The sequence below is a fragment of the Psychrobacter sp. SZ93C1 genome (assembly GCF_015864635.1).
GTDB classification, from domain to species: Bacteria; Pseudomonadota; Gammaproteobacteria; order Pseudomonadales; family Moraxellaceae; genus Psychrobacter; species Psychrobacter fozii.
The window spans coordinates 236,918-254,811 of record NZ_JADYWY010000002.1; the positions used below are offsets into that span (position 1 = coordinate 236,918).

A 17,894-nucleotide genomic window follows, 5' to 3' on the forward strand; every position below is an offset into this window, starting at 1 on the left:
ATGTCAGATTTGATCATGATAAATGACATGTAAGCTATCCATAATGATTCGATGAGAGCCTGTTATGACTGATGAACGCAATTTTCAGACCTTTGCCACTTTACCTATCTCTAAAATAACAAACAAACCTGTTATTCATTTTGCGCATGCCAATGGAATGCCAAGTGCTGTTTATCAGCCATTTTTTGAGAACTTAGCAGCGTTTTTTACGATTGAATATATTGCGATGCTAGGTGATACTCCAGGTTATCCCGTAGACGATCATTGGCGCAGCCTCACAAACCAAATTATTAATAGTGTGAAAAGTGCTTGTGAGAAACATGGCGTCAAACAAGTAGTGGCAGTCGGTCACTCACTTGGTGCAATGTGTACAATACAAGCATTGTATCGCGAACCCAAGTATTTTGCGCAAGCGGTTCTCATGGATCCGCCTTGGATTTATGGCAAGGTCAGCCTATTATGGCATTTGGCAAAGACAGCGGATCGATTGCCGTTGATGAAGAACCGTTTGATGGATAAGTTATCACCCGCTGGAATATCTAAGCACCGCCGTGATGTATGGGATAGTCGAGCGGATGCTTATGAACAGATGCGCCATAAGGGGTTTTTTAAGAATTTTGATGAGCGCAGTTTTCAAGGCTATATCGACCACGGCCTACACCAGCGTGCTGACGGTAAAGTAACTTTGGCCATTCCTAAATCGAGCGAAGTTGCCGTATTCCGTACCAATCCATCTTGGTATTGGTTGGCACCAAATCGTGGTCCTAAGGTGCCCGTAACTTTGATTATTGGTGAAGATAGCATATTCTTAAAACGTCACTTCCCTCAGCAAGTGCAGGCACGGTTAGGGGTACCTTATACAACTCATGCAGGTGGTCATATGTTCCCGCTTGAACATCCTGACTCTGTATCGCTACAAGTATTGTCATTGATTGAGCAGCAACTGTTAAAATAGTCGTCAATTATTGTTGATTATTTTTACAGACATAAGCTGAAAACAGACTTTTGAGTAACGACTTTATGCTAAAAAATGCTACTGACTCACACAAGCAAGCTGCATCGCTGAACCATGTGCCATTGTTTTCACACTTGGGTGCATTCCTACTGACGGTAGGCATGGCAATGGTGTTTTTTGTCAGTCAGTTATTAGGGATATATGTCGCTGGCAAGTTAGTGTTACCTGCTACTCAAAATGCAACAGTAGGTGATATATTCTTATTTGGCGGTAATGATGGCACGGTTGTAAGTCTTTCTATCATTATAGGTTGTGTGTTAATAACAGCGATTACTGTCTCTGTCATTCGTTTGAGGGGAGGCAGTGTGCGTCAGTATCTGGCGCTAAAGTCATTTTCACCTGCGGCAGGGTTGAAAATGGCTGGGCTGCTATTGATATTTATGATTGCCAGTCAGGCGCTGACGTACTTTCTCGATGAGACACCACTGGTATTTGTAGATCCGCTATACCAATCTGTCAGTTCGGTATGGCTACTGGTCTTTGCGATGGTCATCGTTGCACCACTATATGAAGAGCTGGTCTTTCGCGGTATATTGTGGACGGCTATCGCAGAACAGTTCGCTGATTCCTCTTATTCCTCTTATCCAACAAAGTATCGAGGCGCAATCGTTGCCAGTATTGTGACCAGTTTGATATTTGCAGTAATCCATGTGCAGTATGGTATTTATGAAATCAGCACCATTGTTGTATTGGCATTGGTATTTTGCTATGCACGTGTCAAATCAGGGTCGTTGTTGTTGCCAATACTATTGCACATCGCTAATAACGGTGCGGCGATGTGGCAATATATGGCGCAAGCAGCTTAAATAAACAGTTATGGTTCCTAACGTTTGAATATGTTTTTATTGTCGTTCTTATGATGATAAAAGCGACTACATATCAGGATTCAATAAGAAGACTTCATCTGCCGCGCGTTTGATATCATCAATCGTTAGCTGAGGCTTGCCACTCAATGCCTGACGCCATTTACGTGCACCCATAAGTCCTTGAAATAACCCTAGATAATGACGTGTCATCGTAGGTAGAGGCTCGCCTTTGGCGAGTTGCACTTCGAGATAGGGATAAAGCTGCGATAGAATTTCTGAGCGTTTAGGTGCTGGCTCGTCGCTCCATAAGCTATTGGCTTCTGCCAATAAGTAAGGGTTGTGATAAAACGCTCGTCCAATCATGACCCCATCGATATGCTGCAAATGCGTTTCAATATCAGCGATGGTGTCAATCCCACCATTAATCTCAATATCGAGCGCCGGGAAGTCTTGTTTGAGGCGATACACATCTTCATAGCGGAGTGGTGGTATCTCGCGATTCTGCTTAGGACTAAGCCCTTGTAGCCACGCAGTACGTGCATGAACGATAAATCGCGTACAGCCAGCCTCGGCGACCGCCTGCACAAAATCTACCATAAACTCATAACTGTCAAAGTCGTCAATACCGATGCGGTGCTTAACCGTCACCGGAATATCGACTGCTGCTTGCATATGTTTGACCAAGTCTGCAACCGTGTGAGGCTCTGCCATTAGGCAAGCACCTATCTTATTATGCTGTACGCGATCTGATGGGCAACCAACGTTGATATTGACTTCATCATAGCCATGCTGCTGTGCAAATTCAGCGCATTGAGTCATCTCGCTGTTGTCTGCGCCACCCAGCTGCAACACTAACGGATGCTCTTGCGTATCAAAGCGTAGATGGCGTGCGCGATTGCCATGTATTAGGGCACCCGTACTGATCATCTCTGTATATAAATACACGTGCGGATTAAAGAGCCGTGCAAAGTACCGATAATCTGTGGTTGTCCAGTCGATCATTGGTGCGACAGAGAGTCTTTTATTGGTCATATCAACCATGATTGTTAAGCCTTAATATTCTAATCTTTGAGGGTGTGGGGTTTAGTACAAAAATATTTATACCAAATAATGGTATAAATATTTTAATGAATATCCCGATCTAGATAATCTGGTCGATTTTTTTGGCTTCGGGCAAATTATAGAAGTAAATGCCCATTATTATTCCAATAAAACCGATGAACGCAATGTAGAGTGCTGGTGAGAAAGCCACATAAAGAGTGGCATAGCCAAGCCCGAAAGGCACTAACACCCCGACAATGCCGTAGGCTATATTATAACAAAAAGCCATTCCTGTGAGTCTGACATTGGTTGGAAATAACTGCAAGATAATGGCAGGTATCATACCAATGATGCCAGCACAAAATCCTAACAGCGCATACATAATGAGTATGTAGTCACCGCTCGCCTGTAGATGATAAAAGAATGCCAGCATCTGGACGATTAATAGAATAGAACCAATGGTCAAAATTTTACCAAAATTTTGATGGTTAGAGATTATTCCATAAAAAATACAGCCAAGAATCATGAATATAATACCTAGACTGTGTGAAAATCCGAACAGGTCGCTATCTAACGTAAAGTGCATCTCAATCAAATCAGGCAATAAGAGTACGACCACAGTCGTTACGCTAGAAACAATAAGCGTGAGAATCATACCGATAAATAGTGAATGTTTGCAGTGCTTGAAGAGTAGGCGGAATGGTTTGGCAACATAGTCGTTTGGTTGCGAGTTTTTCATTTCAAGGAAAAACGGCGACTCATCAATCCATCGCCATGCCAATAATGGCATAAGGCTCAAGGCAGCCGCGATGAAAAATGGTAAACGCCAACCGTAATCAGCCAATTGCGCCGTCGTCATGGCACTGGTCAGCCAAAGAAAAAAGGCATTAGAGAATAATACCCCTACATAGAAACTGGCACTGACATAACTACAGACGACGGATGAATACAGCCGCGGCACATGCTCTGCTACAAAAATCCAAGCGAGTGGTACATAAATACCAAATGCCATACCTTGTATAAATCGTAGAGTGATAAATAAGATGGGTGCAATCAATCCCCATTGTGCATAAGTAGGTAAGCTCGCCATTGCCAATAGGCTGAGCGCAGTGACTAATATACTGATTAATAGTATGGGTTTTCGACCTTTTATATCACCATAACGACCAAAAACAATGCCACCAATTGGGCGTGCGAAATAGCCAATCGTAAACAGTCCAAGCCCTTGTATCTTTGTAATAGTCGGATCGATGTTAGCAGGGAAAAAAGCGGCCGCCACAATATCTGAGATATATAAATAAATCAAAAAATCAAAAAATGCCACTGCACTACTAAAGCAGATAAACATTACTGTATTTCTGTCTCTAGAAGACATCAGTGCATATTGGGAACGGGAAGGCATAATAGATCACGCATATATAAAGGCATTCGTTAAGCCGGTTATTATCTAGATAACCGGCCATAATAAAAAACGACAAATCAGTATAAATAGATAGTGATTTGTCGAAAAAATAAAGGTTTGGGAGCTAATATATGAATATGATGAAACAGATGTCTAAGTTACAAGGGTTCTGAGAGTAAGTGAAAATTAATCACTCAGTCATTTTAATTTACTTCTAAATAGTCATTTCGAGGATTATCAAGTATGAGCGTTACAATAGCCAGTCAATAGGTAACCATGACATGATAGTCAGCCAAACATGGTCACTGACATCGACACGCGGCTCTGAATCGTAAACCACTTTTTTACCATTTTCTATGGTTTGCCACTGCAGGTTACCATTGTCTAATAACTTTACTTCATAAGCTTTGCTTAATAAATCGTCGCCAAGTGCGCCATGTAACTGTCTCGCTAGCTCATCATCATTAATAATCACACCCATTTCGGTATTGATATTGGCAGATCGAGGGTCAACATTATATGAGCCAATGAATACTTGGTGGTCATCAACCGCAAAAGTCTTTGCATGTAGGCTGGTTGAAGACTGACTGCGAGCTTTCCACAGCTTATTTTCACGTTGCTCTTCAGAGGCAGTCGATTTTAGCTCATAGATTTTGACACCGGCACGGAGCAGGCTAGGACGCCATTGGCTATAGCCGGAATGCACAGCTGTTACGTCGGTTGCATCAAACGAATTGGTTAAAATTTTGATATCAACACCAGCTTCTGACAGTTTTACTAGTGTATTGACACCGTCTTTAGTAGGCACAAAATAAGAGGAGATAATCGTTAGCTGCTTGGTTGGTGTACCTAATAATGTCCGTAGTTGATGCACCAAATTGGTGTCAGCAGGGACTGCTTTTGTCAATTTACCAACATCATCACTCAAAAACTGCATGTCTGTCCAACGAAACGGCACACGCTTATTGATCAAATCACTGTCTATCGTTGAGTCTTCGATTGCTGTTTTATAAATCGTTAAATCGCTCTCTGATTTTTTGTCATCTAGACCAAGTTTGTCTAACGCTGATAAAAAATCAGACGGTGCGCTATCATCAGCGGTGACTAGAGTTTCGATATCAAATGATAGTGGCGATGACCAATAACTGGTAAAGCTGTTATCAATGTCTGCGACTACTCTACCAATTAGTAAAACATCTAAATCTGCAAATTGGCTGTTTTTATCATTACTTAGGTATTCATCACCAATATTACGCCCACCAATAATAGTAATCTGCTTATCAAAAGTCATGCTCTTGTTATGCATACGGCGGTTGATACGTGGCAAGCCCGTGACGTAATTCAATGTTTGAAATTTACGATGCATAAGGGGGTTGATGATACGTACCGCAATATTAGGGTGGCTGGCAAAACGCAGTAAGTGCTGATCGAATGTCGCGTTATTATTAAAGTCATCTAATAATAAACGCACAAGCACGCCACGCTCAGCTGCTTTCCATAAATCTCTTAACAGTAATTGGCCTGCTTGATCATTGTGCCAAATATAATACTGTGCATCGATGTTGCGTGTGGCCATATCCGTTAATATACTGCGAGAGGCAAATGCATTGGCACCAGTCACGATAGGGTGGTAGCCTGACAATTCTGGATGAATATCATTTTGCTCACTAACGGCTGCCACTAGATCGATGTTGCTGGTTATAGATGTTTCATTGTCTTGGCTGCTTTTAGGTTGATATAGAGCATCGACCCGTGCTGATAGCGCTTGGCTTTCAGGCAGATGTGGTTGCTTCGGTAAGCTTTGGCACCCAACAAGTCCTAAGGTAAGTCCAAGCGTTAGACTCAACGATAGATTACTTGGATCTATACTGAACATCGACATAAATGAGTTACCTTAGTAAGCCTTAATATAATAAAAATTCCGTTAAAAGTAAGCATGATATCCCTGTGTTTGCTGACAGAAAATAGTGCCAATTATGGGACAAGTAATAAAACTGCCCAAGGTGGAACTTAGATCGCCGCTAAGCTTATCAGCTGTCGGCATCTATGCCTATTATAAATACGTTATTTTTGTTAGATTTAGTGGCTTGTTTATTGGTTGTTTAACTACTCTTTAATCCTTATTAATCTTCAAACCTATCTTGATATAGAGGTATATTGGTATTCAAAAATAACATTTGATAATCATCTGAAACCAGCTGTTTGGAATAAGTTGGCATGATATGATAACGCTGGTGTATTAGGGCGTGTCTTTATTTCAAAAATGGTGATAAAAATGAGATAAATTGCCGTCAAACAAGAAAAATAGCGCAGATGATATCGGGATATTAACCGGCTGTTTGACTATGTTTGACTATGTTTGACTATGTTTGACTATGTTTGACTATGTTTGACTATGTTTGACTATGTTTGGCAAGATTTAGCCATTTTTAGCCCATTGAGATGACTATCGAGTGAATTGAAGGCACGCCTTAGGTCAATAATTAAAAAATAAGCAGTCACTTTTATTACAGTCAAATTTATAACTATCAAGTCTATAACTATCAAAGTAACGGAAGATTTATGAGCCAGTCGCAAACCAATGATGAAAGCAATGTAAACAAGTTAGATCCAAACTGGCGCAACGATGCCTTAGATTTAGGGCTGGATTATGGCATGCAGACCATTGCGGTACGGGCAGGGCAACATCGTACGGACGAAGGTGAACATTCAGAGCCTATTTTTACTACTAGCTCTTATGTTTACACGTCTGCTGCTGATGCCGCCGCGCATTTTGATGGTACTAAAACAGGCAATGTTTACTCACGTCATACCAACCCAAGCGTACGTACCTTTGAGCGTCGTCTAGCCGCCCTCGAAAATGGTGAGCGTGCCGTTGCGACTGCTTCAGGTATGGGTGCGATTTTGACCATGTGCTTGGCCTATTTGAAAGCAGGCGATCACCTACTGGCGGCCAATCAATTATTCGGTTCCTCTATTGGTCTATTCAATAACTATATGGCCAAGTTTGGTGTTGAAGTCAGCTATGTTGATTGCTTCGACAATGAAGCATGGGCGAATGCCGTTCAGCCAAATACTAAGGTTATTTATTGCGAAAGCCCAAGCAATCCGTTGGCACAGATTTGCGATCTTGGTTATCTCAGCCAATTATGTAAAGCCAATGATATTTTATTAGTGGTTGATAACTGCTTTGCCACGCCAGCATTACAGCGCCCGTTAGATTTGGGTGCTGACGTGGTGATTCACTCTGCAACTAAATATTTGGATGGTCAAGGTCGAGTACTCGGTGGCGCGCTGGTCGGTAGCGACAAGCTGATGCAAGAAGCATTTACCGTGGTACGCTCAGGTGGTATTAGCATGAGCCCATTTAACGCTTGGGTATTTACTAAAGGTCTAGAAACACTTAAATTGCGTATGCAAGCACATTGTCAAAATGCCAATCAAGTAGCGGATTTCTTAGTCAACCATCCTAATGTCAGTACCGTGCATTTCTCAGGGTTGAGCGATCATCCTGCTCATGAGCTTGCTACGCGTCAACATCATATGAAAGGTGGCTATGGTGCTATCATGGGTTTTGAGGTAAAACCATCTGCTGGCCTTGACTCGAAAGCTGCCGCTTGGCATGTGATTGATTCAACGCAAATGGTGTCTATCACCAATAACTTGGGCGATGCTAAAACAACCATTACCCATCCGGCGACTACCACACATTTCCGTCTGACTGCTGAGGCTCGTGCAGAAGCAGGCGTCAAAGATGGTCTTATTCGTCTGTCTGTAGGTTTAGAAGACGTAGAAGATATCATCAAAGATTTGGCGCGTGGTTTAGACAGTTTGTAAAGATAACGGTATAATCGCTATTAGCACTTTATATTAGTCAAATATCAATCATTTATTATTAAAAAACAAAAGAGGCAACTATGAATATTCAAGCATTGATGCAACAAGCACAAACGATGCAAAAGAAAGTCGAAGCAAACGTTGAAAACGCTAAGAAAGATCTTGCCAACAAAGAAGTGCATGCAGAAGCGGGCAGTGGTCTAGTAAAAGTAACCATGACTGGTCGCCATGTCGTTAAGCGTTTAACCATCGACCCAAGCTTGCTCGAAGACGAGCCAGACATGATCGAAGACTTAATTGCTGCTGCTATCAATGATGCCGTTCGTCAAGCAGATGACTTGTATGAAGAAACTATGGCTGGCGCAACATCAGGTATGGGTCTGCCACCAGGTATGCAAGGCATGTTCTAATATCTATTCCAGAGATAATCTAACTTGTTAGACTTATTGAGCCTACTAGAATGGTACTAGTCTTCCAAGTTATTTTTAATTTTTGGTATGGATAGGCGGCTTGTTTTATGGTTAATTGGCGATATGTCAGCTGACTATAATGTCTAGCAAATGGGGTTGTTATCGACACGATACGACCCCATTTTTATAGCTACGGTTTATAGATAAAGGAAGTATTTTGCTGACAGCTAAATTTGATCAGCTGGTCAAACAGCTACGTATTTTGCCAGGTGTCGGGCAAAAAAGTGCCCAACGTATGGCGTTACATCTGCTCACCAAAAAACGCCCACAAGGCATGGCGCTCGCCCAAGCGTTAGATGATGCGATGCGTGATATTGTTGAATGCCAGCGTTGTCATAGCTTCAGCGATGAGGCTATCTGTCCGTTGTGTCAAGATCCTAGACGTGATGATGGATTGTTATGTGTGGTCGAAACGGCTGCAGATGTGATGGCGATAGAGCAGACAGCAGGTTATCGTGGACGTTATTTTGTCTTAGGCGGGCACTTATCACCTATCGACGGCATCAGTGCTGATGATTTAAATATTGATCAGTTGGTCTGGCGTGTCAAACAAGAGCCTGTCGAAGAGTTGATACTGGCTACTGGTACTACTGTTGAAGGACAGACCACCGCACACTTTATCAGTGAAGCAGTTAGCCGTCATGTCAATAAAGTCACGCGCTTGGCGCAAGGCGTACCGATGGGCGGTGAGCTTGAGTACTTAGACAGTATGACGCTTGGTCAAGCCATGCAAAACCGCTCATTTTTATAGACTTGTTATAGTATTTTTATCACCGTCAAGTCTTGCCCATTTGATTTTATGGTACTGTTATAATTGTTTTATTATTTCATTTTATCAAAACGTGGTTTAGCGTTTTATTTTCTCTTATTTATGCAGGTATCTGCCCGTGTCCAACCATGTTTCGAACGCTTCTACCCATTCAAACACTCAAGACGACGCTTGTGTTGCCAATGATGATGTATCCCGTCAATCACTTAATACCAACGTCGATTCAGCAGTGTTACCGCCACAACCAGATATCGATGCGTTACTAGACATCGCTGATGAAGCTGCTGTCACATGGGTGCGTGAGCAAGGTGGTCTGGCTCAAGTCATTGATGCATTGGCTACTTGTGGCCGCGTCGCATTAGATACCGAATTTATCAAGCGTGATACGTATTATCCACGATTGGCTTTGGTTCAACTGAATACAGGTGACCATATTTATTTGCTAGATGCGCCGCAGTTGCAATTGGCTGAACTGTGGCAGGCGCTGAGTGAAGTGGATGTAGCGATTTGGCATGCATGCGGTGAAGATTTAGGTATTTTTTATCTGTTGTCTGGTTGTCCGCCATTGACCAATATATTTGATACTCAAATTGCGTTGTCTTATTTAACTGGTCAACTGCAGATGGGTTATCAGCAAGCGCTTGATGATCAGTTGGATATGCATATTGATAAAGAACAAAGCCAGTCAGATTGGCTACAGCGCCCGCTATCGGATGAGCAAGAGCAATATGCGATTGATGATGTGCGGTTTTTACCAGCGTTGTATTTAAACCTTGAATACGAGCTAAAAAAACAAGGTCTGTACGATTATGTATGGGCAGATTGTCAGTTGTATGCTCATGAATTATATAAGACTCAGCATGTTGAAGACGATGCGATGTATTTAACGATGGCTGATTATCGCTATAACTCGCAGGAAATGGCGATACTCCAAGGCGTCGCTACGTGGCGCGAAGAGCTGGCACGTTCGACCAATCAGCCTCGTACCTTTGTCATAAAAAAACAAGCCGTGCGTGAGATTGTTACCGAAAAGCCGAACAGCATGCGAGACTTGGCGCATAAAACAACGATGCATCGCAGTATGTTGCGACTATATGGTGAAGAGCTGCTCAAAATCATTCGAGAGGCAAAAAGCCTACCACCTGCTGAGCATCCAGACCGTCTACTACCGCCGTATCGCTCAAAAAATAAGGTTCTGTCAAAAGCGGTGCAACAAGCGATAGATGATCAAGCGCAGAAAATCGGTGTGCCTGCTAATGTGCTGATGCGTAAAAAATGGCTAGGTCAGTTGTATGAAATTATCGCCTTTAATAAAGCGTTAACTGAGTTGCCACAAGGACTAAAAGGTTGGCGTAATGATTGGGTCACACAAACCTTGATTCCAGTGATTGAGAAGCATAAAAATGAGCTACAACAGGGTATGGGTGTTCATGATTAAGAAGTGATAGTGTCTATACGCATTGTGAGCATAAATGGCCATGAAATGAATTTTTATAACGAGCAGAATTTGAGGCTTTAGCGTTTAAACTGTACATTAGTTAAAAAATATTCGATTTGTTTGGCCACGGCTTTATCGACTAGCATACCCGTATGCGACACTGGCATGACGATATGATCGGCAGCTGCTTCAATCTTAGTTTCTTTTACATATACTGTGCCGTCATGTATCAACCATTCTGTTGATGGCGCGCTATTTGCCTTACGCAATTTTCGGTTATGATACTGCAAAAATAGCTGCCCTAATCCATAGGGACGATTACCCGCTATCACTCCAAGGGTAATATGTGCTGGTAAGGGTGCTACTGTTCCATCTAAAGCATCGACGTATGAGCGCCCCATAACCGCAGGGGTCAATCGCCAAGTATAATCAGCACAAACACTCCCTCTATGCGGTGTCCCCAAGGTCATGCAATTTCCAATCTGCCACTTAGGATATTGAGCGACAAAATCCCTAATAATTAGACCACCCAAACTGTGACCAATCAAATCTATCGGTTGGTCAGGGTAATGGTTTTCCTCAAGCCAAGCGTTTAAACGTTGACTGTTAGTCTTGATTCCATCACGCATACTACGATAACCGAATTGATGGGTATCAAAACCTGCGGCTTGCAAGCACTTAGCCAGTGGTCGCATAATCCATGCCGTTTGATGTAGGCCATGTATCAGGATGACGCGATTTTTCTGTTGCATGTCTGCTCCAACACCGTAAAAGTCATTCTATTATATTGATAAATACTATCATTGTTTATTTATGAGTGTAATGGACATTTTTCATGCTACTTAATGCTATACACAAAATAAAACCTCCAAATCAGCTACTGACTTGGAGGTTTTTTATAAAAGACTATCTATGATTTATCAAAGACTACGATTACAAGTAGTTTTCGATACTTGGGCAAGAGCACATGAGGTTCTTATCGCCATAAGCATCATCGATACGAGCCACGCTTGGCCAAAACTTATTGGCACGAATATAAGGAAGCGGGAATGCAGCTGTGTCACGGCTGTATGGATGCGTCCATTCACCGCTAGTAACCATCGCAGCAGTATGCGGTGCATTGACCAATGGGTTGTTCGTTAGCGTCCAGTTGTCTTCACCTGCTTTGGCTTTCATGGCTTCGGCTTTGATAGATTTGAGCGCACTGATAAAGCGGTCTAGCTCTTCTTTTGATTCAGACTCTGTCGGCTCAATCATCAATGTACCCGCAACTGGGAAACTCATCGTTGGTGAGTGAAAACCATAATCCATCAAACGCTTGGCGATATCGCTTTCAGTGATGCCAGTTTCTTCTTTCAACGGGCGAATATCGATGATACATTCGTGAGCAACGCGGCCGTTTTTACCTGTATATAGCACAGGGTAGTGGTCTTTTAGTTCAGCGGCTACGTAGTTGGCATTTAATAGTGCCATCTCAGTCGCTTTTAACAAGCCATCACGGCCCATCATAGCGATATACATCCATGAGATTGGTAAGATACTCGCTGAACCATAAGGGGCTGCCGATACAGCTGAGCAGTCTTTTTGCGCGTTATGTACAGGGCTTAGCGTATGGTTGGCCATAAATGGTGCTAAATGTGCCTTCATACCGATAGGACCCATACCTGGACCGCCGCCGCCATGTGGAATACAGAAGGTTTTATGCAAGTTCATGTGCAGTACATCTGCACCGACATCTGCAGGCTGCATCATGCCGACTTGCGCATTCATGTTGGCACCATCCATATAGACCTGACCGCCATGCTTATGAATCAAATCACAAATATGACGAATGCCTTCTTCGAACACACCATGCGTTGATGGATAAGTGATCATCAAAGCACCTAGACGCGCGCTATGCTCTTCACATTTAGCGGTTAGGTCATCGATATCCACGTTACCATTGTCATCGGTTTTGACCACGACGACTTTCATGCCCATCATCATAGCAGTCGCTGGGTTGGTACCGTGCGCTGACATTGGAATCAAGCAAACATCACGGTCGGTCTCACCCAATGATTCGTGATAGCGACGGATTGCAAGCAGACCCGCATACTCACCTGATGCGCCAGAGTTTGGCTGCATAGACACATCATCAAAACCAGTAATGGCTTTGAGTTGGTCTTGTAAGCTATCAATCATGGCGATATAGCCAGTGACTTGATCACGCGGTGCAAAAGGATGCACATTGGCGAATTCAGGCCAAGTAATCGGTAGCATCTCACTGGTGGCATTCAATTTCATGGTACAGCTACCAAGTGAAATCATGCTACGGTTCATCGCCAAATCTTTGTCTTCAAGCGACTTCAAATAACGTAGCATTTCATGCTCGGTATGATGCGAGTTGAATACTGGATGCGATAAGATAGCATCAGTACGTAAATGTGCACTATCAAGCGATACGCTGGCAGCTTCAGGTAAATCATGTGATTTGCTAACAAACAGTTGAGTCAAGACGTTAAAGTCTGGTTGATCACTGGTTTCACTAAAGGAAACGGCCAGTTTGCTATCGCCAAGACGCCATAAGTTATAACCAACATTGTCAGCGTTTTCAAAAATCTGAGTAGCCAGACTTTCTGAACCGCAATCAACCACAACAGTATCAAAGAACTGATCATGTACTACGTTTAAGTTGCTGTCATTAGCACCCTTAATCACATTAGCAAAGGCAGTGGCAAATGCATGAATACGAGTGGCGATACGTTTAACACCCGTTGGGCCATGATAAACGGCATACATACCTGCTAGGTTGGCAAGCAATACTTGTGACGTACAGATGTTTGAGTTGGCTTTTTCGCGGCGAATATGTTGCTCACGAGTCTGCAATGCCATACGTAGCGCAGTATTGCCTTGCGAATCTTTTGATACACCGATGATACGACCAGGCGCTGAGCGTTTGGCTTTATCAGAGAACGCAAAATAAGCGGCATGTGGGCCACCAAAGCCCATTGGGATACCAAAGCGCTGTGTGCTACCCAAAGCCACGTCTGCGCCCATATCCGCTGGTGATTTTAGTAGCACCAAGCTCATGATGTCACTGACAACGCTAACGTACGTTTTGTTTTCTTTAACAGCTGCGATGACGTCTGTTAAGTCTTTTACATCACCTTCGGCACCGACGTATTGGAATAAGGCACCGAAATAGTCGCCTGATTTGGCCGTTTCAAAATCACCAACGACTACTTCCCAACCAAAGTATTTGGCACGGGTGTTGATGACATCTAGTGTTTGTGGATAGACACGATCATCAACAAAAAACTGTATTGATTTGCTTTTGCTCACGCGCTTTGACATCGCCATGGCTTCAGCTGCAGCAGTCGCTTCGTCAAGTAATGATGCACCAGCCATTTCAAGACCAGTTAGATCGATACATACTTGTTGGAAGTTAAGCAATGCTTCTAAACGGCCTTGTGCGATTTCAGCTTGATAAGGGGTATAAGCCGTGTACCAGCCTGGATTTTCAAGGACGTTACGCTGAATGACAGCAGGCATGCGTACAGGCGAATAACCTTGTCCGATATAGCTCTTCTTAACGGTGATATCATCAGCCATCGTACGCAACTTGGCTAAGGCTGCATGCTCACTCATTGCCACTGGTAAGTCTAACTCTTTGTGCAAGCGTACTGGTTCAGGCACGGTATCATTGATAAAGCTTGCCATATCTTGATAACCAACAGCGCTCAGCAGGTCGGCTTGCTTGGTTTCATTTGAGCCTAAATGGCGGTAGACAAATTCCGCTTCGTTAAATAGTCCTTGAAAAGTATCAAACGTCGGGTTTTGAGAGATAGTCATGATAGTCCTTGGTTAAGGGAGTAATAAAGTAGTAAAGAGATTAACTAAAAATAATGGCGTGATGCATTAGACGTAGTGCACAAATTGATCTTGATCAAAGCGGAACTGAGAGTTGTAAACGCCATTGTCAGCGCGCTCACCAGCACCAATCATCATAACGATATGTTGATCGCTGTTTAAACCTAGTAGTTGCTTCATGGCAGGCTCATCGAAGCCGCCCATCGCACAGCTGTCAAAACCGTGCGCTCGGAGTGCTAGCATCAGGTTTTCAGCAGCGAGCGCTGTGTTGTTGGTTGCCCAATTCTTGGTATCTTCAAAGGTATAACAAGGCGATTTAATCGGACCTTTTAAGCGTCTGACCACTTGGGTCGCACCCCATTTAGCCGCTGATACAACATTGGCTGGACCTCGTAAAAACTCCAGTGCGACGATTTTGGTATAGTAGTCTTTAACCTTTTTTGGTACGGGTTTGTCAGGGTATTCACGTAGGATTTGCTGAGCATGACTTTGCCAGATATCAGTACGAGCAACAACAGCGATCAGGCGTGCTGATGTTTTTGCTGCGTTTTGATTCATGCAGTTCTTCACCGCCCGTTTGTGATTATCAGCATCATCGATGACATAGAACTCCCACGGCTGTAGATTGCTAGAGTTCGGCGCCAACATGGCCAAACGCAAACAGTCTGCTAATACATCATCAGGTATGGGCGTGTCCGTAAAACGACGGACGGAACGGCGTGATTCAACCACATCGCGAAACGCTTGTAGCTGCGGTGTATGAGTAGGCGTTGCAATGGTGTCTTTCAGGTCAGTGTTGGTGCTCATATTAGGATCCATGCTGGGGATTGAATGATCAACTTGAGTCATTATTGAGTGCACTTCTTCAATATCGTCTGACAAGTGAGTGATACGAATAAATCAAATAGCGGTTGGAAGTAATAAACGATATGCAGGTTTTGAGAATAAAGCGTACAGATACCAGCTGGTGCCAGTATCCGTAATCATTCGAGTTTTCGATGTAATAAGGTATGGTAAATAGCAAACTCTAAACCAAGTGCTGCTGGTAGATTAGAGTCTCAGGCTGATATTACAGCTCGTTTTCATACTCATCAGCGGTCATTAATGCTTCGTAGTCAGCCATGTTGTCAGGCTTCATTCTAAAGAACCAACCTTCACCATATGGGTCAGAGTTGATGATTTCAGGATCATCTTCTAGCGCTTCGTTAATCGCAATGACTTCGCCTGAGATAGGTGCATAAACGTCAGAAGCGGCTTTTACTGATTCAACCACTGAGATTTCGTCATCAACAGCGAGGATGTCGCCGACGTCTGGTAATTCAACAAATACCACGTCACCCAATAGATCTTGAGCGTGGTCAGTGATACCAACAGTGATAGTACCGTCATCTTCTAAACGTAACCATTCGTGGCTGGCAATGTATTTTAGTTCTGCTGGGATGTTGCTCATGGTCTCTCTCCTACGTGATAGAGGTTAATTAATAAGAATAGTAAAAACTAAATCTAATAGAGGCTAATAATAGAATTTATAAAGCCTATGAGTCAAACTGCTGCTTGCCATTGCGGACAAACGGTAGTTTAAGAACGCGTACATCAACGAATTTACCTTTGCCGCGTAGATCAACTTGGACATTGTCATCGTCTGATACGCTGGCAGGAATGCGGGCAATCGCGATTGAGTTTTTAAGGCTAGGGGAGAATGTGCCACTGGTAATGATGCCAGTTTGCTCGTTATCTGTGCCCTGATTGATAGTGACGGTCATGCCTTCACGTAATACACCGCGAGTCGTTAGCAATAGACCTACTTGCTTCATAGCAGTACTGTCATCTTTTGACTGTTTGCGTTTGCTTACCATGGCGGTGCGGCCGACGAAGTCACGATCGTCTTTTAGCGCCAATGTCCAACCCATGTTGCATTCATAAGGGCTGATGGTTTCATCCATGTCATGACCATATAGATTCATGCCAGCTTCCATGCGCAACGTGTCACGTGCGCCAAGGCCAGCAGGTTTAATACCATTGGCTTTTAACAGTTCAAAAAATGCTGGTGCATCATCACCATTCATAATGACTTCGACACCATCTTCACCCGTGTAACCGGTACGTGCGACGAACCAATCTGTGCCTTCGATATCGGTTAAGTCAGCACCAACGAAAGGCTTCAGTCCTGCTAGGGTATCTGCCCAGCTAGGTTTGGCTTGTGCCAGCTTTTCTACTGCGTTTGGACCTTGAACCGCAATCATGGCAAGTTCTGGGCGTTCAGTGATCGTAATATCGAACCCTTCAGCGACTTTATGGAACTGTGCCATATCTTTATCACGTGTGGCAGCATTAGAAACGATACGGTATTCGGTGGTTTCAGCATTCATCAAGTAAACGATCAAGTCATCAATGACGCCACCTTGCTCATTGAGCATGCCAGAATAAAGCGCTTTACCAACGTTTTTTAATTTATCGACATCATTGGCCAGTAGTTTCTGTAGCCATGCTTTAGCATCAGCGCCTTTGATATCAGCCACAACCATATGTGAGACGTCAAACATACCTGCATCAGTACGGACAGCGTCATGCTCTTCGATTTGTGAGCCATAATGAATTGGCAATTCCCAACCAGAGAAATCCACCAGCTTGCCGTTACTGTCGACATGAGACTGATAAAGGGGAGTGCGTTGAGGGGCTTGGGTTTCGGTGCTTTGAGAATGGTTATCTTGAGAGTGGCTAGCTTGAGTATCAGTCATAACAAATCCTTATGTGTGCATCAGTCATACTGGGTAACAGTATCAAATAATGCGCATTATCATAGTAGCGAGAAGCAACATTGCAAGGTGCAAGTATTACGTCAAAGGGTGGCACAGAAAATAAATAGAAAACCGTCAGCCAAACAGACGCTGTACGTCAGTTTAAGCAATAGCCCTATCTGTCCTGTGACCTGAGATTTTCAACACGAATCAGCATCTATGGGTTTTAATACAAACCGATAACTGATGATAGCGTATTTTCTCCCCTTCGGTGGGTAAAACGTCGTCCGTTTTACCACTCTCCAGATTTGTTATGCCTAATGTTTGAGTTATGCACGCTTGATGGCGGATAACTAAACAATAATGACATGTGTTTTTTCAGTCCTTTTACCTGAGCGATTGGCAGGGTAGATGCGCCTTCGGTGGTCGTGTTGCAATTATACAGGTCATATCACCAATGCGGTTTAAGACGATATATATGCTCACAGACTCTCTCCTGAAAAACGCTTTTATTATGAAAGGTTAATAG

At 43.3% G+C, this 17,894-nt stretch carries 14 protein-coding genes and 2 riboswitches; of the genes, 6 read left to right on the forward strand and 8 right to left on the reverse strand.

From position 1 onward, the window contains the following. Positions 1–64 precede the first annotated feature (64 nt). Positions 65–955, forward strand: coding sequence for an alpha/beta fold hydrolase (locus I6E83_RS03905; protein ID WP_197100048.1), 891 nt, complete (start codon positions 65–67; stop codon positions 953–955). A 65-nt stretch (positions 956–1,020) separates the two neighbouring features. Beyond that, the gene (locus I6E83_RS03910) at positions 1,021–1,821 is read left to right on the forward strand and encodes a CPBP family intramembrane glutamic endopeptidase (RefSeq protein ID WP_227680799.1); all 801 of its coding nucleotides are present in this window, start codon (positions 1,021–1,023) and stop codon (positions 1,819–1,821) included. Between the two features lie 66 nt (positions 1,822–1,887). Here the strand turns inward: I6E83_RS03910 and dusA are convergent, their stop codons facing one another. The 3 genes from dusA to I6E83_RS03925 form a co-directional block, all read right to left on the reverse strand. Continuing rightward, a complete protein-coding gene (gene dusA / locus I6E83_RS03915; RefSeq protein ID WP_197100049.1) occupies positions 1,888–2,862 on the reverse strand; it encodes a tRNA dihydrouridine(20/20a) synthase DusA in 975 nt (324 codons plus the stop codon). 100 nt (positions 2,863–2,962) lie between these two features. After that, positions 2,963–4,264, reverse strand: coding sequence for an MFS transporter (locus tag I6E83_RS03920; RefSeq protein ID WP_197100050.1), 1,302 nt, complete (start codon positions 4,262–4,264; stop codon positions 2,963–2,965). 250 nt (positions 4,265–4,514) lie between these two features. Beyond that, positions 4,515–6,146, reverse strand: coding sequence for a phospholipase D family protein (locus tag I6E83_RS03925; protein ID WP_197100051.1), 1,632 nt, complete (start codon positions 6,144–6,146; stop codon positions 4,515–4,517). A gap of 680 nt (positions 6,147–6,826) precedes the next feature. Between I6E83_RS03925 and I6E83_RS03930 the strand changes: the two genes are divergently transcribed. From I6E83_RS03930 to I6E83_RS03945, 4 genes are all read left to right on the forward strand, one after another. Next, positions 6,827–8,101 (forward strand): O-succinylhomoserine sulfhydrylase, encoded by a 1,275-nt coding sequence (locus I6E83_RS03930; protein ID WP_197100052.1) that lies wholly within the window; start codon positions 6,827–6,829, stop codon positions 8,099–8,101. An 80-nt stretch (positions 8,102–8,181) separates the two neighbouring features. Further along, complete coding sequence (locus I6E83_RS03935; protein ID WP_110922703.1) at positions 8,182–8,511, forward strand: YbaB/EbfC family nucleoid-associated protein; 330 nt, start codon at positions 8,182–8,184, stop codon at positions 8,509–8,511. A gap of 217 nt (positions 8,512–8,728) precedes the next feature. After that, positions 8,729–9,322, forward strand: coding sequence for a recombination mediator RecR (gene recR, locus I6E83_RS03940; RefSeq protein WP_110922704.1), 594 nt, complete (start codon positions 8,729–8,731; stop codon positions 9,320–9,322). Between the two features lie 136 nt (positions 9,323–9,458). After that, positions 9,459–10,778 carry a ribonuclease D gene (locus I6E83_RS03945; RefSeq protein ID WP_197100053.1) on the forward strand — a complete coding sequence of 440 codons (1,320 nt, stop codon included), beginning with the start codon at positions 9,459–9,461 and terminating at the stop codon, positions 10,776–10,778. Between the two features lie 77 nt (positions 10,779–10,855). Here I6E83_RS03945 and I6E83_RS03950 read toward each other — a convergent pair whose 3' ends face one another. From I6E83_RS03950 to gcvT, 5 genes are all read right to left on the reverse strand, one after another. Further along, entirely contained in the window at positions 10,856–11,530 is a 675-nt protein-coding gene (locus tag I6E83_RS03950) for a lipase family alpha/beta hydrolase (RefSeq protein ID WP_197100054.1), read from the reverse strand. Between the two features lie 181 nt (positions 11,531–11,711). Then, positions 11,712–14,609, reverse strand: coding sequence for an aminomethyl-transferring glycine dehydrogenase (gene gcvP / locus I6E83_RS03955; RefSeq protein ID WP_197100055.1), 2,898 nt, complete (start codon positions 14,607–14,609; stop codon positions 11,712–11,714). 66 nt (positions 14,610–14,675) lie between these two features. Further along, positions 14,676–15,434 carry a nitroreductase family protein gene (locus I6E83_RS03960; RefSeq protein ID WP_197100056.1) on the reverse strand — a complete coding sequence of 253 codons (759 nt, stop codon included), beginning with the start codon at positions 15,432–15,434 and terminating at the stop codon, positions 14,676–14,678. Between the two features lie 262 nt (positions 15,435–15,696). Next, complete coding sequence (gene gcvH, locus I6E83_RS03965) at positions 15,697–16,077, reverse strand: glycine cleavage system protein GcvH (protein ID WP_197100057.1); 381 nt, start codon at positions 16,075–16,077, stop codon at positions 15,697–15,699. 85 nt (positions 16,078–16,162) lie between these two features. Then, positions 16,163–17,365 (reverse strand): glycine cleavage system aminomethyltransferase GcvT, encoded by a 1,203-nt coding sequence (gene gcvT, locus I6E83_RS03970; RefSeq protein ID WP_197100058.1) that lies wholly within the window; start codon positions 17,363–17,365, stop codon positions 16,163–16,165. 169 nt (positions 17,366–17,534) lie between these two features. Beyond that, positions 17,535–17,681: riboswitch (glycine riboswitch) on the reverse strand. Between the two features lie 53 nt (positions 17,682–17,734). After that, a riboswitch (glycine riboswitch) is annotated at positions 17,735–17,874 on the reverse strand. Positions 17,875–17,894: the final 20 nt, after the last annotated feature.